Origin of the sequence: Ferribacterium limneticum (assembly GCF_020510585.1) — a bacterium.
GTDB lineage: Bacteria > Pseudomonadota > Gammaproteobacteria > Burkholderiales > Rhodocyclaceae > Azonexus.
Genome location: NZ_CP075190.1, coordinates 3,288,054 through 3,310,892 on the forward strand (window position 1 = coordinate 3,288,054; position 22,839 = coordinate 3,310,892).

Sequence of the window (22,839 nt, forward strand, 5' to 3'; positions counted from 1 at the left end):
GGTCAACCGGGAAAAACAGGTAAAAATGAAATAAAAAAGGGGCGATCAAAATCGCCCCTTTTTGTCGCCGATCGCGCCCCGCAGGAAGTACCCTTGGGGTGCTGCAGCTTAGTCGGTAATGAGCTTGCCCTTGGTCAGCAGGTCATTGATGATCGTCACATCATTGGCACCCGTTGCCCCCAGATCAACGCCGGCCAGCACGATCTGCTGCGTCACGTTGGCACCATCCGGTTTCACATCGATTACCGTGTCGCTGCCAGACGTGCTGAAGTTCAGGTAACCATCCAGCGCAGCCCCGGTTGTAGCTGTCGGCAACAGATCGCGCAGATCGAGCACATCGCCGCCTGCCGCCTTCGACGCCACATTGAAGTCTGCAATGATGTCCTTTGCCGGCAGGCCAACGCTGCCCTGATCAGCCAGCGTCCAGGCAAACGTATCCGAACCCAGGCCACCGCTCAGAACGTCGTCGCCAGCGCCGCCAGAGATCAGATCGGAGCCGGAACCGCCTTGAACGATGTCGTTGCCGCCACCGGCATGGATAGTGTCCTTGCCATCGCTGCCGACAATCTTTTCAGGAATATTGGTACCGTTGTAGGTCTCCCCCTCGCGAATCTGCCATACACCGTTGGTTGTCGACTCAACGATGTCCTCGTTGGCGCCCAGTGCAGGCACATCGCTCGGCGAGAACAAGGCATATTCGTCGTTGCCGATGATCTTGTATGTGCTATCGGCTGCTCCGCTGGCCTTGAACTCGACACGCAGGCTGGCGTGACCGGCCTGATCCCAATAAAGAATTTCGATCGGCTGGAGACCTTCCGACAGCGTGACACCGCTGTAGACCTGGGTAGCGGTCGACTGGATAAAGTCGGCCTGACCAAGATTCTGGCCATTGATCAGCACACGATAGCCGTCGTCCGCCGTCACCCGCATATCGTAGACACCGCCCGCCGGGATGTAGATGTAGCCAACCATCCGGATAACGGCATCGGTGGTATCACCAAGACCGCTGGTTGCCGCCAGTCCATCCACGTTGCCGGAGGAAACCTTGAGGAAGGTATAAAGGTTATTGGTATTCCCTCCCGCCGTAGCACCGATCGCGCCGCTGGTCACCTTGCCGTTCTGGCCAAGGTCGTTGCTGAACAGCGGCGTGTTGGAACCAGCCGGCAGGCCAAACTCCACCTTGTTGACCGAGAAAGTGGCATCGGCCTTGGTCGGATCAGAAAGAATGGCGTTGTTGATCAGGTTGGTGTTGTTGTTGCGTCCCTCGATGATCGCCTCGACATCGGCCAGGCGGTCGACGTTGTTGGCGCTACCGGCATCGGCCGTACCGTCATCGGAATGCAGACGAACCGTTGTCGATCCCTCGTAGGCCGGGTCGCTAGCCGTACCGTCCCGGTATTCGTTGTAGCCGAAATACTCGCCGGACAGCCCCATGTTCAGACCGGTAATGCTGGCATTGGTACTGGTCAGGGTAACGACCTGCGGCGGCATGACATCGATGGTCAGCACCGAAGAGGCGCTATCGCCATCATTGTCACGCAGGGTATAAGCGATACTTTCGCTGTATTGGGTCGCGGTCGAAGCCGGCGGCGTATAGGTGTATTGGCTGTTATCCATGTCGACCGCAAACTTGCCACCCGCCGTGGACGTCACGGTCCAGGAGTTGGTGGCGGCATCGTAAGTACCCCGGTTGGTACCCGAAACTGCGCCACCGCTGCTGTAGGTCGTACCGTTCAGGACAAAGGCTGCCAAAACGCCGCCATCAGCACCAATACCCGAACCAGCCCCGAGGGAGCCATTGACCAGTTCGCCAACTGTCGGCATCACAATCGAGTCGCGCAGGATCGGCGGCAGATCAACCGCCGGATTGGCCACAACAATCGCGTTGGTATTGACCTGATTGATCCCGTCGTAGGCCACCGGATTCATGTTGACCTGCGTTGCCCCGGTGCCCATGCCATAGGCCATCGAGTTGATCTGGTTGGCAGTCAGGAAATTGACCCACAAAGTCTCCTCGCCGGACTGAATGCCGTTCTGGCTGGTCAGCGGACCGCTGCCGTCCCAATCGCTGGCTGCTGTAGGCTGTCCATCCGTCAGGAAGTACGAAACATTCTTGGCACCGACAATCTTGCCGCTATCGGTAAATGCTCCCTGTGCGGTAACCAAGGCCGCATCGTAATTGGTGCTTCCATTGGCCGTCAGGCCATTCACGATTTGCTTGGCCCGGGTAACATCCACCCAAACTGCATCCCGCTCGGCAGCATTGCTGGAGAAAGTGACGATACGAACCTTGATGTCACCGAGGTTATCGTACTGATCCAGCATCATGTTGACCGAGCTCTTCATGACATCCAGACGCGTCGGACCACCGGCCACGCCATCCGCGTCATCGCTCATGGAGCCGGAGACATCGAGAATCAGCATGATGTTGGTGTCCTGCGAAGGCAGAACCACTGTTTGCGTGCCAGGAATGGCCGTCGGCATGTCATCTTCAATGGAAATGGTCAGCGTTCCGGTACCACTTTGCGCACTGTCGCTCGCGGTAACCCCCACATTGAAACTGAGCACATCCTCCTGGCTGTTCAGCGGATGATCAACTGCCTTGCTCAAGGTTGCCGTGTAATTTCCAGCATTGTCGACACTGACGCGAATCACTTCGTTGCCACCGGCCGAACCAATCAGCGTCTGGGTTCCCGAACCGCTCCAGGTTACCGGCTGACCATTGGAGGTCAGCGCAGTTAGCGGTGCAGTGAGCGTTACCGTCAGCGCGTTGCCATCAGCATCGGCAACCGGAATGGTGCCGGTGATCGTCCGCACGTCGGTCGTATCGGTATTGCCCGTGGTATCTGCAATGCCGCCGGTCAGCCCCTCTTCCGAGAGGACAGCGCCAGCAGTACCAACCGTCGGTGTCGTGTCATTATCGGTAATCGAGGCAGTACCGGTTGCCGAAGCATTGGCCGTATTGCCGCTGGTCACCGTGCCGGTCAGCGAGAAATTCTCGGCCGGCTCGTCCAGCAGGTCATCCGTCGTCTGCAGACGCAGCTGCACGCTGGTGCTGCCGGCCGGGATGCTTACCCCGCCGGTGGCCGACACCCAGGCCGTACCGTTGTAGTACTGCAGCGTGCTGGCGGCGCTGGTATCGGTACCCAGCGTTGCCGTGCCACCAGTCAGGCTCGGCGTGAAGGTCACGGCCGTCGTGCTGGCGTTGCTCAAGGTCGCCGTGAAAGTAGCGTAGCCGCCTTCAGTGACCGTCGGGCTGTCGATGCTCAAGGTCGGACGGTCATCGTCCGATCCACCACCACCCGTGCCGTTGTCCATAATGGTGCCAACACCCAGATTGTCGGCAATCGTGGCGTTGACCGCAGAACTCAGATTAACATTGAAGGTTTCGGAACCTTCATACACGCGAGGGCTGTCGTTAAGGATGGCGACGGTGATGGTCTGCGTCGTGACACCCGGAGCAAAGTTCAGGGTGCCGCTGTTGTTCGTGTAATCCGAACCGGCCAGGGCCGTGCCATTCGACAAGCCCCAATTGACGCTGGTCGCCTGACCACTGGCCGCCGACAGGGTGACGGTGAAGGTGGCCGTCCCGGCGGCTTCATTGACCGTGATGTCGTTGATCGAGAAGCTCGGCGTCGGATCGTTATCGGTAATCGAGGCGGTACCGGTTGCCGATGCATTGGCCGTATTGCCGCTGGTCACCGTACCGGTCAGCGAGAAATTCTCGGCCGGCTCGTCCAGCAGGTCATCCGTCGTCTGCAGGCGCAGTTGCACGCTGGTGCTGCCGGCCGGGATGCTCACCCCGCCGGTGGCCGACACCCAGGCAGTACCGTTGTAGTACTCCAGCGTGCTGGCGGCGCTGGTATCGGTACCCAGCGTTGCCGTGCCACCAGTCAGGCTCGGCGTAAAGGTCACGGCCGTCGTGCTGGCGTTGCTCAAGGTTGCCGTGAAGGTGGCGTAGCCGCCTTCAGTGACCGTCGGGCTGTCGATGCTCAGGGTCGGACGGTCGTCGTCCGATCCACCACCACCCGTGCCGTTGTCCATAATGGTGCCAACACCCAGATTGTCGGCAATCGTGGCGTTGACCGAAGAACTCAGATTAACATTGAAGGTTTCGGAACCTTCATACACGCGCGGCGTGTCGTTCAAGATGCTGACCGTAATGGTCTGGCTGGTGATCCCCGCTGCAAAGTTCAGCGTACCGCTACCCATCGTGTAGTCGCTACCCGACAGGGCCGTCCCGTTCGACAGACCCCAGTTGACACTGGTCGCCTGGCCACTGGCGGCCGACAGGCTGACCGTGAAGGTTGCCGTGCCAGCGGCTTCATTGACCGTGATGTCGTTGATCGAGAAGCTCGGCGTCGGATCGTTGTCGGTAATCGAGGCGGTACCGGTTGCCGATGCATTGGCCGTATTGCCGCTGGTCACCGTGCCGGTCAGCGAGAAATTCTCGGCCGGCTCGTCCAGCAGGTCATCCGTCGTCTGCAGGCGCAGCTGCACGCTGGTGCTGCCGGCCGGGATGCTCACCCCACCGGTGGCCAAGACCCAGGCCGTGCCGTTGTAGTACTGCAGCGTGCTGGCGGCGCTGGTATCGGTACCCAGCGTTGCCGTGCCACCAGTCAGGCTCGGCGTGAAGGTCACGGCCGTCGTGCTGGCGTTGCTCAAGGTCGCCGTGAAAGTAGCGTAGCCGCCTTCGCTGACCGTCGGGCTGTCGATGCTCAGGGTCGGACGGTCATCGTTGGCCGGAACACCCGGCAGGGTACGGCCATCATCAACAATGGTGCCAACACCCTGGCCGTCAACAATGACGGCACCGACCGGGTTGGCGAGGTTGAGGTTGAATTGTTCGGCGCCTTCGAAGGTGCCGTCGTTGGCGATGGCGACGGTGATGGTCTGGCTGGCGATGCCGGCGGCAAAGCTCAGGGTGCCGGCGGCAACGCTGTAGTCGGCGCCGGTCGCCGTGTTGTCTTGTCCGGCGTAGTCGACGGCGGCGCTTTGCGTCAGGTCGCCCGTCCGGGTAACCGTGAAGGTGACGGTGCCGGCGGCTTCGTCGATGGTCAGGTCGTTGATCGAGAAGCCCGGACGGTCGTCGTTGGCGGTGCCGCCACCGGGCAGGCTGCGGCCGTCATCAACGATGGTGCCGGTGGCGCTGCTGGTGCCGAGCACGGCGTTCACCGGGTTGCTGATCGAGACGCTGAAGTCTTCCGAGATTTCGTATTGCGTGTCGTTGGCGATGGCAATGGTGATGGTCTTCACCGTCTCGCCGGCGGCAAAGCTCAGCGTGCCGCTTTGCCCGGTGTAGTCGGCTCCGGCCGTGGCGCTGCCGTTGGCGGTGGCGAAGTCGACGCTGACCGGCTGTTCGCTGCCCCCCGTCTTGGTCACCGTGAAGGTGACGGTGCCGGCCGCTTCGTCGATGATGACGTCGCTGCCGATGCTCAGGCTCGGCCGGTCGTCGTTGGCCGGGCCGCCCGGCAGGGTACGGCCGTCGTCCACAATGGTGGCGACCTGGGTGTTGTCACCAAGGGTGGCGTTGCTCGGGGCGCTGAGCTGGACACTGAAGTCCTGGGCGCCTTCGAAGATGGCGTCGTTGGTGATGGCGACGGTGACGGTCTTGACCGTTTCTCCCGCCGCAAAGTTGAGCGTGCCGCTGCTCGCAGCGTAGTCTTCTCCGGCGACGGCGCTGCCGTCGATAGTATTGAAGTTGACGCTGGACGCCAGATCGGTGGCACCGCTCTTGGTCACCGTGAAGGTGATGGTGCCGGCCGCTTCGTCTACCACGAAGTCCGAGCCCATGTTGAAGACCGGACGGTCGTCGTTGGCCGGGCCACCCGGCAGGGTACGGCCATCATCAACAATGGTGCCAACACCCTGGCCGTCAACAATGACGGCACCGACCGGGTTGGCGAGGTTGAGGTTGAATTGTTCGGCGCCTTCGAAGGTGCCGTCGTTGGCGATGGCGACGGTGATGGTCTGGCTGGCGATGCCGGCGGCAAAGCTCAGGGTGCCGGCGGCAACGCTGTAGTCGGCGCCGGTCGCCGTGTTGTCTTGTCCGGCGTAGTCGACGGCGGCGCTTTGGCTCAGGTCGCCCGTCCGGGTGACCGTGAAGGTGACGGTGCCGGCGGCTTCGTCGATGGTCAGGTCGTTGATCGAGAAGCCCGGACGGTCGTCGTTGGCGGTGCCGCCACCGGGCAGGCTGCGGCCGTCATCAACGATGGTGCCGGTGGCGCTGCTGGTGCCGAGGACGGCGTTCACCGGGTTGCTGATCGAGACGCTGAAGTCTTCCGAGATTTCGTATTGCGTGTCGTTGGCGATGGCAATGGTGATGGTCTTCACCGTCTCGCCGGCGGCAAAGCTCAGCGTGCCGCTTTGCCCGGTGTAGTCGGCTCCGGCCGTGGCGCTGCCGTTGGCGGTGGCGAAGTCGACAGTGACCGGCTGTTCGGTGACCCCCGTCTTGGTCACCGTGAAGGTGACCGTACCGGCGGCTTCGTCGATGATGACGTCGCTGCCGATGCTCAGGCTCGGACGGTCGTCGTTGGCCGGGCCGCCCGGCAGGGTACGACCGTCATCGACGATGGTGGCAACTTGCGTGTTGTCACCAAGGGTGGCGTTGCTCGGGGCACTGAGCTGGAGGCTGAAGTCCTGGGCGCCTTCGAAGATGGCGTCGTTGGTGATGGCGACGGTGACGGTCTTGACCGTTTCGCCGGCGGCAAAGTTGAGCGTGCCGCTGCTCGCAGCGTAGTCTTCTCCGGCGACGGCGCTGCCGTCGACAGTATTGAAGTTGACGCTGGAGGCGAGATCGGTGGCGCCGCTCTTGGTCACCGTGAAGGTGATGGTGCCGGCCGCTTCGTCTACCACGAAGTCCGAGCCCATGTTGAAGACCGGACGGTCGTCGTTGGCCGGAACGCCCGGCGGCAGGGTACGACCATCATCAACAATGGTGCCAACACCCTGGCCGTCAACAATGACGGCACCAACCGGGTTGGCGAGGTTGAGGTTGAATTGTTCGGCCCCTTCGAAGGTGCCGTCGTTGGCGATGGCGACGGTGATGGTCTGGCTGGCGATGCCGGCGGCAAAGCTCAGGGTGCCGGCGGCAACGCCGTAGTCGGCGCCGGTCGCCGTGTTGTCTTGTCCGGCGTAGTCGACGGCGGCGCTTTGGCTCAGGTCGCCCGTCCGGGTGACCGTGAAGGTGACGGTGCCGGCGGCTTCGTCGATGGTCAGGTCGTTGATCGAGAAGCCCGGACGGTCGTCGTTGGCGGTGCCGCCACCGGGCAGGCTGCGGCCGTCATCAACGATGGTGCCGGTGGCGCTGCTGGTGCCGAGCACGGCGTTCACCGGGTTGCTGATCGAGACGCTGAAGTCTTCCGAGATTTCGTATTGCGTGTCGTTGGCGATGGCAATGGTGATGGTCTTCACCGTCTCGCCGGCGGCAAAGCTCAGCGTGCCGCTTTGCCCGGTGTAGTCGGCTCCGGCCGTGGCGCTGCCGTTGGCGGTGGCGAAGTCGACGCTGACCGGCTGTTCGCTGCCCCCCGTCTTGGTCACCGTGAAGGTGACGGTGCCGGCCGCTTCGTCGATGATGACGTCGCTGCCGATGCTCAGGCTCGGCCGGTCGTCGTTGGCCGGGCCGCCCGGCAGGGTACGGCCGTCGTCCACAATGGTGGCGACCTGGGTGTTGTCACCAAGGGTGGCGTTGCTCGGGGCGCTGAGCTGGACACTGAAGTCCTGGGCGCCTTCGAAGATGGCGTCGTTGGTGATGGCGACGGTGACGGTCTTGACCGTTTCTCCCGCCGCAAAGTTGAGCGTGCCGCTGCTCGCAGCGTAGTCTTCTCCGGCGACGGCGCTGCCGTCGATAGTATTGAAGTTGACGCTGGACGCCAGATCGGTGGCACCGCTCTTGGTCACCGTGAAGGTGATGGTGCCGGCCGCTTCGTCTACCACGAAGTCCGAGCCCATGTTGAAGACCGGACGGTCGTCGTTGGCCGGGCCACCCGGCAGGGTACGGCCATCATCAACAATGGTGCCAACACCCTGGCCGTCAACAATGACGGCACCGACCGGGTTGGCGAGGTTGAGGTTGAATTGTTCGGCGCCTTCGAAGGTGCCGTCGTTGGCGATGGCGACGGTGATGGTCTGGCTGGCGATGCCGGCGGCAAAGCTCAGGGTGCCGGCGGCAACGCTGTAGTCGGCGCCGGTCGCCGTGTTGTCTTGTCCGGCGTAGTCGACGGCGGCGCTTTGGCTCAGGTCGCCCGTCCGGGTGACCGTGAAGGTGACGGTGCCGGCGGCTTCGTCGATGGTCAGGTCGTTGATCGAGAAGCCCGGACGGTCGTCGTTGGCGGTGCCGCCACCGGGCAGGCTGCGGCCGTCATCAACGATGGTGCCGGTGGCGCTGCTGGTGCCGAGGACGGCGTTCACCGGGTTGCTGATCGAGACGCTGAAGTCTTCCGAGATTTCGTATTGCGTGTCGTTGGCGATGGCAATGGTGATGGTCTTCACCGTCTCGCCGGCGGCAAAGCTCAGCGTGCCGCTTTGCCCGGTGTAGTCGGCTCCGGCCGTGGCGCTGCCGTTGGCGGTGGCGAAGTCGACAGTGACCGGCTGTTCGGTGACCCCCGTCTTGGTCACCGTGAAGGTGACCGTACCGGCGGCTTCGTCGATGATGACGTCGCTGCCGATGCTCAGGCTCGGACGGTCGTCGTTGGCCGGGCCGCCCGGCAGGGTACGACCGTCATCGACGATGGTGGCAACTTGCGTGTTGTCACCAAGGGTGGCGTTGCTCGGGGCACTGAGCTGGAGGCTGAAGTCCTGGGCGCCTTCGAAGATGGCGTCGTTGGTGATGGCGACGGTGACGGTCTTGACCGTTTCGCCGGCGGCAAAGTTGAGCGTGCCGCTGCTCGCAGCGTAGTCTTCTCCGGCGACGGCGCTGCCGTCGACAGTATTGAAGTTGACGCTGGAGGCGAGATCGGTGGCGCCGCTCTTGGTCACCGTGAAGGTGATGGTGCCGGCCGCTTCGTCTACCACGAAGTCCGAGCCCATGTTGAAGACCGGACGGTCGTCGTTGGCCGGAACGCCCGGCGGCAGGGTACGACCATCATCAACAATGGTGCCAACACCCTGGCCGTCAACAATGACGGCACCAACCGGGTTGGCGAGGTTGAGGTTGAATTGTTCGGCCCCTTCGAAGGTGCCGTCGTTGGCGATGGCGACGGTGATGGTCTGGCTGGCGATGCCCGCCGCAAAGTTGAGCGTGCCGGCGGCAACGCCGTAGTCGGCGCCGGTCGCCGTGTTGTCTTGTCCGGCGTAGTCGACGGCGGCGCTTTGGCTCAGGTCGCCCGTCCGGGTGACCGTGAAGGTGACGGTGCCGGCGGCTTCGTCGATGGTCAGGTCGTTGATCGAGAAGCCCGGACGGTCGTCGTTGGCGGTGCCGCCACCGGGCAGGCTGCGGCCGTCATCAACGATGGTGCCGGTGGCGCTGCTGGTGCCGAGGACGGCGTTCACCGGGTTGCTGATCGAGACGCTGAAGTCTTCCGAGATTTCGTATTGCGTGTCGTTGGCGATGGCAATGGTGATGGTCTTCACCGTCTCGCCGGCGGCAAAGCTCAGCGTGCCGCTTTGCCCGGTGTAGTCGGCTCCGGCCGTGGCGCTGCCGTTGGCGGTGGCGAAGTCGACAGTGACCGGCTGTTCGGTGACCCCCGTCTTGGTCACCGTGAAGGTGACCGTACCGGCGGCTTCGTCGATGATGACGTCGCTGCCGATGCTCAGGCTCGGACGGTCGTCGTTGGCCGGGCCGCCCGGCAGGGTACGACCGTCATCGACGATGGTGGCAACTTGCGTGTTGTCACCAAGGGTGGCGTTGCTCGGGGCACTGAGCTGGAGGCTGAAGTCCTGGGCGCCTTCGAAGATGGCGTCGTTGGTGATGGCGACGGTGACGGTCTTGACCGTTTCGCCGGCGGCAAAGTTGAGCGTGCCGCTGCTCGCAGCGTAGTCTTCTCCGGCGACGGCGCTGCCGTCGACAGTATTGAAGTTGACGCTGGAGGCGAGATCGGTGGCGCCGCTCTTGGTCACCGTGAAGGTGATGGTGCCGGCCGCTTCGTCTACCACGAAGTCCGAGCCCATGTTGAAGACCGGACGGTCGTCGTTGTCGGTGATGATGCCGGTGCCTACAACGCCGCCGACGGTCAGGGTGAAGTTTTCCGAAGTTTCGTGAACCCCGTCATTGCTGGTCGGAACGGTGACCGTGAAGCTGGTGACGCCAGCCGGGACGCTGACTTGTCCGGTGCTGCTGTCGTAGGTGACGCCATTGCTGAACCCCAGAGCGTTGGTAAAATCACCACCCAGCGTGGCGCTGCCGGAGGCCAAGGACAGGTCGTAGCTGGTGGCCGTGCTCGATGCGTTGGAGATAGTGACGGTGAACACTGCTTCGTTACCTTCCGGCACGGTGACGCTGTTGACGCCCGGGTCGAGCGGGTCATCCACGGAGAGGATGGTGCTAACAACCGGAGCGATACTCTGCGTTCCCGGAGCCCCTTCGATGGTCTCCAACGGCCGACCACGCTCGGTTCCAAACTGATATGCCAGCGGATCAACGGTTTCAACGATCCGGAGGAATTCGACAAAGGTGTGGCCTTCGTTACCGCCCTGACCAGCCAGACCAGCGGCCGGCGCTTCTTCGTCCAGCAGCGCATCGAGATCGCTGCCTGCTTGAATGGCCGAGGCAATCTTCTTGAAGCCCTCCTGATTATTGACAATGGCGCTATCGGCAGCGTCCGGCTTGATCGTTGCGGCTACTTCCGCGTCAATCCTTGCCGTTTCGCCCGGACGCACATCGATCTCGCGGCCATCGGCCAGCGTCAGGACCACCTTGGCGCCATCTGCAGCGACCACGCTCTCGCCTTCGCGTATCGAATCTCCAAGCTTCAGGCGGCGGGTATTTCCTGCGCTATCCCGCGCAAATGCTTGACCAGAGAGAACGGATACTTGGGCGATAACTTGGGCTTGAGCCATGGTGATACTCCAGACACTATTAGCAATACCAAAAGTGTAAAGGCATCAAGGTCGGCAAGCTATTGAACCAAAGTACAGTATGGCCACTAAATGTGAGCTATTTCACGCCTGCAGGTCATTTCCGGGGCTTTCAGAGAGACTTTCCCGGGAAATTTTCGCTTCTTGTAAATTTCAAATTTGGCAAATATTTCCGGTTGACCGTGAAAATCGAAGCATCAGGCTACCAAGGCGGAGCGCCAACGCACTGAAGCTTGGCCCCCTAAAGCTTGACGCCGTTGATGCGCAAGGAAAGCTGGAGACGGTCGCGCACGCCAAGTTTCTCGAAAATCGCCGACAAATGTGCCTTGACCGTTCTTTCCGTAATCGCCAGCTGGTCGGCGATTTCCTTGTTGCTGGCGCCGCCGGCAACAAGCTTCGCCGCTTGCAACTCGCGCTCGGAAAGAAGGGCCGACCAGGTATCCACCTTTGCCTCGGGACGTGCCTCGAGAGCCCTGGAGGTGCTGCCGACCAGTCGTTGCAGCAAGGATTGACCAATCCACAGCCCGCCATTTTCGACAACGAGTGCTACCTGACGCAGCACTTCGGGCGCCGCGTAGGAATTGCAGCAGCCGGAGGCACCCAGTGCGCAGGCTTCGGCAATGATGGCATCACCCGGCTCGTCGGCCAGGACGACGACTATCTGGGTCGGCGAAATGGTCAAGGCGCCCAAAATCGCCGCGAGATCTTCCTGCGGCCGGCAACGGCACCAGAGAATACCGGGGCCACCGGGAACAGACTCCTGTGCCTCTTGACGGCGCACCACTCGCGCCTGCGGAAAGGCCTCAAGCCACGATGGCAGCGCCTGTGCATCGCGGTCAACAAAGCAATGAATCATCAACGCTCCGTCAACGCGACACTCTTGGCCCGCAGGACCGGCTTGAGCATATAGGCAAGAACACTCTTCTTGCCCGTCAAAATATCGACCTCGGCAATCATGCCGGGAATAATCGGCAGGTTGGCATCGCCGAAGCCGGGTTTGCTGGTGCGGACCCGCACCGTGTAGAAGGCATTTCCTTTATCGTCCATCACTGTATCGGCGCCGATATGTTCGAGCGTTCCATCAAGGCCGCCATAGATTGAAAAGTCATAGGCAGTGAATTTGACAATCACCGGCTGCCCCGGCCGCAGGAAGGCAATATCCCGCGGCAAGACGCGCGCTTCGAGCAACAAGGTGTCTTCGAGAGGGACAATCTCGATCATGTCCTTGCCCGGCTGGATCACCCCGCCGACGGTATTGACCAGCAGACGCTTGACCGTTCCCTTGACGGGTGAGCGAATAGACGACTGCTTGACCCGGTCAGTCAGGGCAACACTTCCTTCAGCCAGGCTGTTCAGCTTGGACATGACTTCGGAAAGCTCCTTGCTGGCATCGTTGCGGAAGGTCAGTTCGACCTCCTCGATCTTGCGTTGTGCCTCGTTGATCGATGACTGGACCCGGGAAATCTGGGCTGAAGCCATGTCACGCTCGCCGCGATAGCGGGAGACATCGCGTTCCAGACGCAACAACTCGACTTCGGAGATAGCTCCCGAATTGATCAGCGGACGCGTTACAGCAAGCTCTTTTGAAGTCAGTTCATAACCTTGTGAGGCCTGGGCGCGCTTCGCCTGTGCTTCGTTCAGTTCCTGCTGGCGCTGACTGAGTTGCTGGCGCGCGATTGAAACCGATGCCGTCAGCTCGCTGTTTCTCGCTTCATAAAACTGACGTTCCTGCTCGACAATTGAAGGATCGGCCTTCATGACTTCCTGCGGAGGAACGAAGGGCTTGCCCTCTGAAATGGCGCGCAGGCGGGCCGCTCTGGCCACCAACCCGAGATATTGAGCCTGATTTTCCTTCACGGAAGAAACGAACCGGGTTTCATCAATTTTGATCAGCAACTGCTCGGGTTGAACAATCTCACCTTCGCGCACCAGTATCTCGGACACAAGGCCGCCATCGATGCTTTGCAATACCTGAACCTGCCGGGAAGGGATGACCTTGCCCTCGCCGCGCGTCACTTCGTCGAGTTGAGCGACGGCCGACCACAGGACGAAAACCGCAAAAACAATCCCGATCGAACGCAAGAGAACGCGCGCCCGGAGAGGTTCCTGGCGCAGCATCGCCAGATCGGCATCAGTAGCGAAATCAACGACTTCAATTTCTTCCTTGTTCGGCAGGCGACCGAGGACGCGCTCGACATACGGCGCCCCCCTTCCGGCAACGCTCTCCAGCCACGCATGGATCACCCCCAGAATCGCTTTCAGGCGCTTCATGACGCCCTCCCGATCCGGCCGCTCTGCAGCGCCTGAATGACCTGGTCGCGCGGACCATCGGCAACGATACGACCGTCATCGACGACGAGCACCCGGGTGGCAAGATCAAGCAAGCTGTTGCGATGGGTAACGATCAAGACCGTCTTGTGCGCTGCCATGACCTTCAGGCGCTCCTTGAATTGCTGTTCCGAGGAAAAGTCCATCGCGCTGGTTGGCTCGTCAAGCAACAGGATCGGCGGATCCATGAGGAAGGCGCGGGCAATCGCCACCCCTTGCCGCTGGCCACCAGAGAGCGAATCGCCCCGCTCGCCGATCATCATGTCGAAACCATCTGGATGACGATTGACGAACTCCGTCAAGCCGCCTGCCTCGGCAGCTGCCATGATGGCAGCATCGTCGGCGTAGGGCGCACCAATCGAAATATTCTCGCGCAGCGTGCCATAGAACAAAGTGACATCCTGCGCGACGTAGCCGATATTGCGTCGAAGGTCAGCTGGGTCGAGCTGGCGAAGATCGACGCCGTCAATGCTGACCGCCCCGCCGGTCGGCTGATATAGACCGAGCAGCAATTTCTGCAAAGTCGTCTTGCCCGACCCGATACGGCCGATGACCACGACCTTTTCGCCTTCGCTGATCTTGCAGCTCAAACCTTTCAAGGCCGCAATCTGGCAATTCGGATAGCTGAACTGGACATCGCGGAATTCGATATTTCCCTTCAATTCCGGACGATGGACAAAATTGGCATCGGCTGGTCGTTCAACCGGGTTGTGCATGATCTGCTCAAGCGAGGTGAGCGCCACCTTGGCATTGTGATATTGCATCAGCAGCCCGACCATCTGCCCCAGGGGCGCCACCGCCCGCGAAGTCAGCATCGTGCAGGCAATCAGGCCACCCATGCTGAGCCGCCCATCGCCAATCAGGTAAACGCCGGCGATGACGACCACGACATTGACGATCTGCTGGATTTCCATTGCCCCGTTGGTTGCGGCGGCAGACAGAAAACGCATCTGATTGTTTATCCCGGCGACGTAGGAAACTGTCTTTTCCCACTTGGCCTGCATCAGCCCTTCAGCACCTTGCGTCTTGATGGTTTCCAGCGCGGTCAGGCTTTCGATCAGGGTCGCATTGCGCAATGCTCCGGCCCGATAGGTCGATTCCGAAAGCGCGTGCATCTTGTGCTGGAGCACGTAGGCATAGATCACGACAAACACGATGGCCAGCAACACCGGAATGATCAGTTGCCAGGCAATCAGGGCAATCACCAGAACGAAAAGCAGGGCAAACGGTAGATCGATGAACGCCGTGACCGACGCCGACGTAATGAAATCCCGCACCGACTCAAAGGAGCGTAGATTCGAGGCAAATGCGCCAACCGCCGCCGGCCGGGCCTCCATGCGTACGCCAAGCACGCGCTCCATGATCGAGGCGGAAAGCTTCATGTCGATGCGAGCCCCGGCCAGATCGATGAAATAACCACGCAAGGAGCGCAGAACCATGTCGACGCCGATGATCAAGACTATCCCCAGTGCCAGCACCCAGAGGGTTTCCATCGCCCGGTTGGGAACGACGCGATCATAGACATTCATCGTGAACAACGGCATGGCCAGAGCCATCACGTTGATCAGCAAGGCGGCACCGAGAACATCACGGTAGATCGGCATCTGCTCAGCCAAAGCGCCCCAGAACCAGTGACGAAGCTTGACATCGCCGACCTGCGGGGTGCGACTGTCAAAGCGGAAATGCGGCCGGGCAAATATCGCAATGCCCACATAGCGACGAGCCAAGTCCTCGCGCGCCATCTGGTGAGAGCCTTGACCGGTTTCCGGAAACAGCAAGCGGGCTGTTTGGCCGGACTCGTCCCAGCCGAGCAAAACGCAGGCCTCATCACCATCGAGCAATAGCACGGCAGGAAGAAGCGCATCATTGATGCGATCCAGCGAACGCTTGACCACCTTGGCTGAAAGCCCGGCACGACTTGCAGCACGGCCAAACAATGAAGGCGTCAGCGAGCCTTTCTCCAGGGGCAGCCCGGCCACCAGCGCGGCCCGCGTACTCGGACGCCCGTAAATACGGGTCAGCTCGACCAGACAGTCGAGCAAAGGATCATGGTGCAGGAGATCCTCCCGCACACCGGAATTGCCGACGCCGGCGGAACTGCTTGCAACTTCGCTCATGCCACTCCCCGATTTCTTTGCACAGATTCTAACTTGGCTTGAAAATCGCAAATCAAAGAAATGTAAAAAAGGCGGCCGAAGCCGCCTTTTTCAAAACAACACCGTCAATCAAGCAATCAGCGGAACGATCAGCAAGGCAACCAGATTGATGATCTTGATCAGCGGATTAACGGCTGGCCCGGCCGTATCCTTATAGGGATCGCCGACCGTATCGCCCGTCACGGCCGCCTTGTGCGCATCCGAGCCCTTGCCGCCGAAGTGACCATCTTCAATGTACTTCTTGGCATTGTCCCAGGCGCCGCCACCCGTCGTCATCGAAATGGCGACGAACAGGCCAGTCACGATGGTACCGACCAACAAGCCACCGAGAGCGACCGGACCGAGAACCAGACCAACCACGATCGGCACGGCGACCGGCAGGATCGACGGAATCATCATTTCCTTGATCGCCGCCACGGTCAACATATCCACGGCACGCGAATAATCCGGCTTGGCCGTACCTTCCATGATGCCCGGGATTTCCTTGAACTGCCGGCGGACCTCGACGACCACTGCACTGGCCGAACGACCCACCGCTTCCATGGCCATTGCACCGAACAGGAAAGGAATCAGGCCGCCGATGAAGAGGCCGATGATGACCAGATGGTTGGACAGGTCAAAGGTGAAGACCTTGCCCGAGACCGCCTCCAGACCATGGGTGTAGTCAGCGAAGAGCACCAGAGCAGCCAGACCGGCAGAACCGATGGCATAGCCCTTGGTCACGGCCTTGGTCGTGTTGCCGACGGCATCGAGCGGATCGGTAACGTTGCGGACTTCCTTCGGCAGTTCGGCCATTTCGGCGATACCACCGGCGTTGTCGGTGATCGGACCGTAGGCATCAAGCGCGACGACGATACCGGCCATCGACAGCATCGAGGTGGCAGCAATGGCGATACCGAACAGCCCGCCCATGGCGAAGGCCGCATAGATTGCGGCACAGACCGAAAGCACTGGCCAGGCGGTCGCCTTCATCGAAACACCGATCCCGGCGATGATGTTGGTGGCGTGGCCGGTCTGACAAGCAGCGGCAACGTGTTTCACCGGAGCGTAGTCGGTGCCGGTGTAGTACTCGGTGATCCAGACCAGCGCAGCGGTCAGCACCAGGCCGACGACGGAGCAGCCGAACATGGTCATGGTGTTGATCACACTACCGTCGGGCAGCGTGGCGCCGGCGCCGATCAGCCAGGAAGTCACCGGGTAATAAAAGACCAGGGCCAGCACGCCGGCAACAATGAGGCCGCGATAGAGCGCGGCCATGATCTTGCCGCCTTCGGTCGCCTTGACGAAATAGCAACCGACGATGGAGGCGATGATCGACACCGCGCCCAGTGCCAGCGGATAAAGCACCAGGTTTTCGCCCAAACCCGTTGCTGTCTTGATGATCAGCGCGGCCAGGACCATGGTTGCCACCACGGTCACGACGTAGGTTTCGAACAGGTCGGCGGCCATGCCGGCGCAGTCGCCAACGTTGTCACCGACGTTGTCGGCGATCACCGCCGGGTTGCGCGGGTCGTCCTCGGGAATACCGGCCTCGACCTTGCCCACCAGGTCGGCGCCAACGTCAGCCCCCTTGGTGAAGATACCGCCGCCCAGACGGGCGAAGATCGAAATCAGCGACGAGCCGAAGGCCAGGCCAACCAGCGGTTCGATGACATGGTGCAAGTCGGCGCCGGGGCCATTGGCCGACTTGAGAAAAGCGAAGTAACCAGCGACACCAAGCAGGCCGAGCCCGACCACCAGCATGCCGGTAATCGCCCCTCCCTTGAAGGCGACATCAAGCGCGGCCGAAATGCCGCTACGCGCAGCTTCGGCCGTACGCACATTGGCCCGCACCGAAACGTTCATGCCGATAAAACCGGCGGCGCCGGAAAGCACGGCGCCGATCAGGAAACCGAAGGCGGTCAGCCAGCCCAGCTTGGGAATGAAACCGATCACCAGGAAGAGGACAATACCGACCATGGCGATGGTCTTGTACTGTCGGCTGAGGTATGCCTCCGCGCCTTCCTGAATTGCCTTGGCAATTTCTTTCATGCGCTCGTTGCCGGCCGGCAACGCGAGGATCTGCTGACTGGACACCCAGCCGTACAACACTGCTAGAACGGCGCATCCAAGCGCCAACCACAACGGTGTAGACATACACTCCCTCCCTAGATTGATGGAACTACACGTTGAACGCCCCCAGCTTTCTAGTAATGGAAACGTTCTTCAAACGCACATAATCGGGGAGCCCCTTACGGTACGGCGGCGGCTCCTCGCCTTCGATCAGCGGTTGCAGGTAGGCACGGCAGGCATCGGTGATGTGAAAACCATCTGCCGAGATGAATTCGGGGGGCATCTTGCGTTCGACATTGGCGATGTCCTTGAGCGGCGCATCGCCGATTTCCCAGCGATACGGCGCATCGGCCAGGCGATTGATGGTCGCCATCACGGCGTTTTTGCCCTGCAAAGCGAGGTCCACCGCAGCAACGCCCAAAGCATGGGCCTGTTCGATGTCAGTTCGCGATGCCAAGTGGCGGGCCGAGCGTTGCAGGTAGTCAGCCAGCGCCCAGTGGTATTTATAGCCGAGCCGGTCCTTGATCAGCTGCGCCACGATCTGTCCGACGCCACCCAGCTGGGAATGCCCGAAGGCATCCTTGGTACCGGATTCGGCGATCAGTTTGCCGGAAGCGTCGGACAAGCCTTCGGAAACAGCGACGGTGCAATAGCCATACAGCTTGACGCATTCATCGGCCCGCGCCACGAAGCGCTCCGGATCAAACGGAACTTCGGGAAAAAGCAGGATGTGCGGCGGTTCGCCGACATTTTCCGAGGCCAGGCCACAGGCGGCGGTAATCCAGCCGGCGTGGCGACCCATGACTTCGAGGACAAAAATCTTGGTGGAAGTCCGCGCCATCGAGGCGACGTCGTAGCCGGCCTCACGGATCGAGGTGGCAACATACTTGGCGACCGAACCAAAACCCGGGCAGCAATCGGTCAGCGGCAGATCGTTGTCGACGGTCTTCGGCACCCCGACGCAAACCACGGGATAACCCATCTTCTCGGCGATCTGCGACACCTTCCAGGCGGTGTCCATCGAATCGTTGCCACCGTTGTAGAAGAAATAGCCGATGTCGTGCGCCTTGAAGACATCGATCAGGCGCTCGTACTGGGCGCGATGCTCTTCCAGGCTTTTCAGTTTGTAGCGGCAGGAACCGAAGGCGCCACCCGGCGTCGAGCGCAGGCGGGCAATATCCTCGTCGGATTCGAGGCTGGTATCGATCAGATCTTCAGTCAGCGCGCCGATGATGCCATCGCGGCCGGCGTAAACTTTCCCGATCTTGTCGCTATGACGACGTGCTTCCTGGATCAGGCCGCACGCCGTCGCATTGATGACGGCGGTAACGCCCCCTGACTGTGCGTAGAAGGCGTTTTTCACCGTCATATGCTGCCTTATTTCAGAGCGTCAAAAACGCTCTTGGTGATCCCGTCGACACTGCCGACGCCGGCCACCTTGCGTACCTTCGGGGCCTTGGCATCGCCTTCGGCCGCCCACTTGCTATAGAAATCGACCAGTGGCTTGGTTTGCGAATGGTAGATTTCTAGGCGCTTCTTGACGGTTTCTTCCTTGTCGTCGTCACGCTGAACCAGCGGCTCACCGGTCACGTCATCCTTGCCTTCGACCTTCGGCGGGTTGAACTTGACGTGGTAGGTGCGGCCGGAAGCCAGGTGAGCGCGACGGCCCGCCATGCGCTCGATGATATCGCTGTCCGGCACGTCGATTTCAAGCACGACATCAAGCGGCACGCCAGCATCACGCATGGCCTGAGCCTGGGGAATGGTGCGCGGAAAGCCGTCGAACAGGTAACCGTTCTTGCAATCGTCCTGGGTCAGGCGATCCTTGACCATGCCGATAATGACGGCGTCCGGGACCAGACCGCCGGCATCCATGTGCTTCTTGGCTTCCAGACCGAGCGCGGTGCCAGCCTTGACTTGCGCGCGCAGCATGTCGCCGGTGGAAATCTGCGGGATGCCAAATTCCTTGGAGATGAATGTGGCTTGCGTTCCCTTGCCGGCGCCAGGGGCGCCCAACAGAATCAATTTCATGAATATAGTCCCTCGGGTTTGTCTAAAAAATTCTTTTTATCGGCTTCACTGGCGGCCGTTCTCTAGGAGCGGAAAATTACCCGTTATTTCCGGGGCGGTCAAACAGTTTGCGCATCCGCTCGGCATCTTCGGGCGTATCGACGCCGGGCGCCGGAGCCGCGTCGATCAGCGTCACGCTGATCCGGTAACCATGCCATAGGGCGCGCAACTGCTCGAGCGACTCGAAATGTTCGGTGGGTGCCACGGTCAACCCGGAAAAAGCCTTCAAAAACGAAGCGCGGTAGGCGTAAAGGCCGACGTGCCGATAGGCCGGAAAATCGGCCGGCAGGGTTTCGCCACCGGCCTCTTTGGCGAAATGGTCACGGGCATAGGGAATCGGCGCGCGGGAGAAATAGGCGGCGTCGCCATCGGCCCGGCAGACGACCTTGACCACGTTCGGATTGAAGAAATCGGCCGGATCGGTGATCGGGTGGGCGACGGTGGCAATGTCGGCGCCAGAGGCCGCCAGTTGGCGCGCCGTCTGCAGGATGACTTCAGGCTCGATCAAGGGTTCGTCGCCCTGGACGTTGACGATGATGGTGTCGCCGCCCCAGCCACGCTGCTCAACGACTTCGGCCAGGCGGTCGGTACCGGTCGGATGGTCGCTGCGCGTCATCAGCGCGGCGACTTCATGCGCCTCGGCCGCGGCCCAGACATCCGGATGATCGGTCGCCACCCAGATTTCCTCGGCCCCCGACAACCGCGCCCGCTCGGCCACCCGGACGACCATCGGCTTGCCGCCAAGATCGAGCAGCGGCTTGCCCGGCAAGCGGGTCGACGCGTAACGCGCCGGGATAACGACCTTGAAGGCGAGGCCGGACATTACTGCCCGTCCGCGTTGAGCTGGCGCGCTTCGTCCTCGAGCATGATCGGGATGTCGTCGCGGATCGGGAAGGCCAGCTTGCACGGTTTGCAGACCAGTTCCTTCTCAGCCTTGCGGTGTTCGAGATTACCCTTGCAAATAGGGCAGACGAGAATATCAAGCAGCCTGGCGTCCATGGAGTTTCTCCAAAATCAGTTCAATAAGGGCCGGCGAAAGCTCGGCTTCGACGGGCAGAACCCAGGTTTCACCCACCGTCAATGCGGCGCATTTTACTGCATCCTTCTCGGTCATCAGCAGGATGCCATCCTTGGCGAAAGCCAGATCGGCGGCCGAATAGTGATGATGGTCGGGAAACGGGTGATTTTCGCAGTTCAATCCCAGCGATTCCAGCGTCTGAAAGAAGCGCCCCGGATTGCCGATGCCGGCCAGGGCATGCAGCTGGCCGCGGTTGCGAAGGCTGTCAGCCGAACAGGTTTGCTGCGGATCGTCGAGCCGATAGAAGCTGCCCGGCTGCAAAGTCATATCGAAAGTCGGCGCCGCGGCGGCAAACCGGGATTTCAAATTATTGCCAATAATCGCGTCGACCGTGGCAAGCCGCCCCAGCGGTTCGCGCAGCGGCCCGACCGGCAGGCGCCAGCCGTTGCCGGCGCCGCGCCCGTCGAAAACAACGAGTTCGACATCGCGGGCCAGCGCGTAGTGTTGCAGGCCGTCGTCGCAGAGCAGGACATTGACCTCGGGGTGTGCCGCCAGCAGGGCAGCGCCAGCGGCCGCGCGCTGTCGGCCGACATAGACCGGAACCCTGCTGCGCCGGGCGAGAAGCAAGGGCTCGTCGCCCACTTCTTCCGGCAGAGAATTGGTGCGCACCGAGACAACGCCATCACCGCTGCGTCCGTAACCCCGGCTGATAATCCCCGGCCGCCAGCCGCACGCCTTGAGTTGCTGCGCCAGCCAGAGGGTCAGCGGTGTCTTGCCGGCGCCACCGACGATCAGGTTGCCGACGACGACGACCGGAACAGGCAGTCGCACTGGCTTGGCCTGCCGGCGATTGAGCGCGCTCAACAGGCTGTAGAGCCAACTCAGCGGCAGCAAAAGCCACAACGCCGGCGTCAGCCGGCGTTGTTCAAACCACTGTCGCTGTAACCAGCGCGCCAGCATCAGCGATTCTGGGTGGCGAAGGAAATGTGTGGGTAACCGGCCGTCTGCGCCGCCTGCATGACATCGACGACGCTTTGATGCGTCGCCTTGGCATCGGCGTTGATGACGATCAGCGGATCTTCGCGACTGCCCGCGGCCCGGCGCAAACCGTCGGCGATGCTCTTGACGTCACTGGTCGCCAGCGGCGATTTGTTGATCAGCACCTGGCCAGTCGCCGTCACGGCCACATCGACCTCGTTGGGCTGCTCGGCCTGCTTGCTGGCATCGGCCGTCGGCAGGTTGATCTCCAGCCCGGAGAACTTGGCGTAGGTGGTGGTCAGCATCAGGAAAATGATGATGACCAGCAATACGTCGATCAACGGAATCAGGTTGATTTCCGGCTCTTCCCGGCTACGGCCGCGCTGGAAATTCATCGCTTACTTCCGGTCGCCGTGCATGTACTCGACGAGGCGGACGGCCTGCTGCTCCATCTCGACAACGAAGCCATCGGCCAGCGCGCGGAAATGACGCCAGGCAATCAGGCTGGGGATGGCGATGACCAGACCGAAGCCGGTGTTGTACAGCGCCACCGAAATACCGTGGGCCAGTTGCATCGGGTTGGTGCCGGTCGGCGACTGCGAACCGAAAATCTCGATCATCCCGACCACGGTGCCGAACAGGCCCATCAGCGGGCTGACCGAGGCGATCGTGCCGAGCGTCGTCAGGTAGCGATTCAGCTCGTGGGAAACGGCGGAGCCGGCCTCCTCAATCGACTCCTTCATGATTTCGCGCGACGCATTGACGTTGCGCAGACCGGCCGACAGCACGCGGCCGAGCGGCGAATGGGCGTCAAGGTCTTCAAGCAGCTTGTCGTTGTTGGCGCCACGCTTGAACTCGCCGACCGCCCGCTTGAGCAGGCCAGCCGGGACAACCTTGGCATGGCGCAGGGCGACGACGCGCTCGATGATCAACGCCACTGAAATGATCGAAGCCAGTAGCAAGGGATAGATGGGCCAACCGGCCGCCTTAACGATCTCAAACACGTGAGGTAATCCTTGATGGAATATTAGCCCGCAATTTTGCCCTGCCCCCCGCTGCAGGGCAAGCGACGAAATTTCGGGCCTGGCGCGGCTTATCCCCAAAAGCTGTGGATAAGTCTGTGAATGAAGTGTCATCAGTTGCGCTAACCCCCAATCAGCAAAGGACTTTTTACACTCTGCCAAAAAACAAGGCATGTTCTTTACATCTTTAATAATCAATAAC

At 61.2% G+C, this 22,839-nt stretch carries 12 protein-coding genes; all 12 read right to left on the minus strand.

The features are described from left to right. Positions 1-108: 108 nt before the first annotated feature. The gene (locus KI613_RS15795; protein ID WP_319004071.1) at positions 109-10,995 is read right to left on the minus strand and encodes a retention module-containing protein; all 10,887 of its coding nucleotides are present in this window, start codon (positions 10,993-10,995) and stop codon (positions 109-111) included. Positions 10,996-11,254: 259 nt separating this feature from the next. Beyond that, positions 11,255-11,869, minus strand: a complete 615-nt coding sequence (locus KI613_RS15800; RefSeq protein WP_226401123.1) for a response regulator transcription factor — start codon at positions 11,867-11,869, stop codon at positions 11,255-11,257. Further along, the gene (locus KI613_RS15805) at positions 11,869-13,284 is read right to left on the minus strand and encodes an HlyD family type I secretion periplasmic adaptor subunit (RefSeq protein ID WP_226401125.1); all 1,416 of its coding nucleotides are present in this window, start codon (positions 13,282-13,284) and stop codon (positions 11,869-11,871) included. The genes KI613_RS15800 and KI613_RS15805 overlap by 1 nt, the downstream gene beginning before the upstream one ends. After that, positions 13,281-15,458: a type I secretion system permease/ATPase gene (locus KI613_RS15810; protein ID WP_226401127.1), complete on the minus strand. Its 2,178-nt coding sequence runs from the start codon at positions 15,456-15,458 to the stop codon at positions 13,281-13,283. The genes KI613_RS15805 and KI613_RS15810 overlap by 4 nt, the downstream gene beginning before the upstream one ends. A gap of 108 nt (positions 15,459-15,566) precedes the next feature. After that, positions 15,567-17,633: a sodium-translocating pyrophosphatase gene (locus KI613_RS15815; protein ID WP_226401129.1), complete on the minus strand. Its 2,067-nt coding sequence runs from the start codon at positions 17,631-17,633 to the stop codon at positions 15,567-15,569. Positions 17,634-17,658: 25 nt separating this feature from the next. After that, on the minus strand, positions 17,659-18,918 hold the full coding sequence (locus tag KI613_RS15820) for a 6-phosphofructokinase (RefSeq protein ID WP_226401131.1): 1,260 nt from the start codon (positions 18,916-18,918) through the stop codon (positions 17,659-17,661). Positions 18,919-18,926: 8 nt separating this feature from the next. Beyond that, entirely contained in the window at positions 18,927-19,580 is a 654-nt protein-coding gene (adk, locus tag KI613_RS15825; RefSeq protein ID WP_226401133.1) for an adenylate kinase, read from the minus strand. A gap of 76 nt (positions 19,581-19,656) precedes the next feature. Next, the gene (gene kdsB, locus KI613_RS15830; RefSeq protein WP_226401135.1) at positions 19,657-20,442 is read right to left on the minus strand and encodes a 3-deoxy-manno-octulosonate cytidylyltransferase; all 786 of its coding nucleotides are present in this window, start codon (positions 20,440-20,442) and stop codon (positions 19,657-19,659) included. Next, entirely contained in the window at positions 20,442-20,618 is a 177-nt protein-coding gene (locus KI613_RS15835; RefSeq protein ID WP_226401137.1) for a Trm112 family protein, read from the minus strand. Before KI613_RS15835 ends, kdsB begins: the two co-directional genes overlap by 1 nt. Further along, positions 20,599-21,597 (minus strand): tetraacyldisaccharide 4'-kinase, encoded by a 999-nt coding sequence (lpxK, locus tag KI613_RS15840; protein ID WP_226401138.1) that lies wholly within the window; start codon positions 21,595-21,597, stop codon positions 20,599-20,601. Before lpxK ends, KI613_RS15835 begins: the two co-directional genes overlap by 20 nt. Next, positions 21,597-22,010, minus strand: a complete 414-nt coding sequence (locus KI613_RS15845) for an ExbD/TolR family protein (RefSeq protein WP_226401139.1) — start codon at positions 22,008-22,010, stop codon at positions 21,597-21,599. The genes lpxK and KI613_RS15845 overlap by 1 nt, the downstream gene beginning before the upstream one ends. A 3-nt stretch (positions 22,011-22,013) precedes the next feature. Then, positions 22,014-22,619 carry a MotA/TolQ/ExbB proton channel family protein gene (locus KI613_RS15850; RefSeq protein ID WP_226401140.1) on the minus strand — a complete coding sequence of 202 codons (606 nt, stop codon included), beginning with the start codon at positions 22,617-22,619 and terminating at the stop codon, positions 22,014-22,016. Between the last annotated feature and the right edge of the window lie 220 nt (positions 22,620-22,839).

Bases quoted from the DNA above. Each gene is read 5' to 3' on its own strand.
- KI613_RS15795 (WP_319004071.1), bottom strand. From the start codon at position 10,995: ATGGCTCAAGCCCAAGTTATCGCCCAAGTATCCGTTCTCTCTGGTCAA.
- KI613_RS15800 (WP_226401123.1), bottom strand. From the start codon at position 11,869: ATGATTCATTGCTTTGTTGACCGCGATGCACAGGCGCTGCCATCGTGG.
- KI613_RS15805 (WP_226401125.1), bottom strand. From the start codon at position 13,284: ATGAAGCGCCTGAAAGCGATTCTGGGGGTGATCCATGCGTGGCTGGAG.
- KI613_RS15810 (WP_226401127.1), bottom strand. From the start codon at position 15,458: ATGAGCGAAGTTGCAAGCAGTTCCGCCGGCGTCGGCAATTCCGGTGTG.
- KI613_RS15815 (WP_226401129.1), bottom strand. From the start codon at position 17,633: ATGTCTACACCGTTGTGGTTGGCGCTTGGATGCGCCGTTCTAGCAGTG.
- KI613_RS15820 (WP_226401131.1), bottom strand. From the start codon at position 18,918: ATGACGGTGAAAAACGCCTTCTACGCACAGTCAGGGGGCGTTACCGCC.
- adk (WP_226401133.1), bottom strand. From the start codon at position 19,580: ATGAAATTGATTCTGTTGGGCGCCCCTGGCGCCGGCAAGGGAACGCAA.
- kdsB (WP_226401135.1), bottom strand. From the start codon at position 20,442: ATGTCCGGCCTCGCCTTCAAGGTCGTTATCCCGGCGCGTTACGCGTCG.
- KI613_RS15835 (WP_226401137.1), bottom strand. From the start codon at position 20,618: ATGGACGCCAGGCTGCTTGATATTCTCGTCTGCCCTATTTGCAAGGGT.
- lpxK (WP_226401138.1), bottom strand. From the start codon at position 21,597: ATGCTGGCGCGCTGGTTACAGCGACAGTGGTTTGAACAACGCCGGCTG.
- KI613_RS15845 (WP_226401139.1), bottom strand. From the start codon at position 22,010: ATGAATTTCCAGCGCGGCCGTAGCCGGGAAGAGCCGGAAATCAACCTG.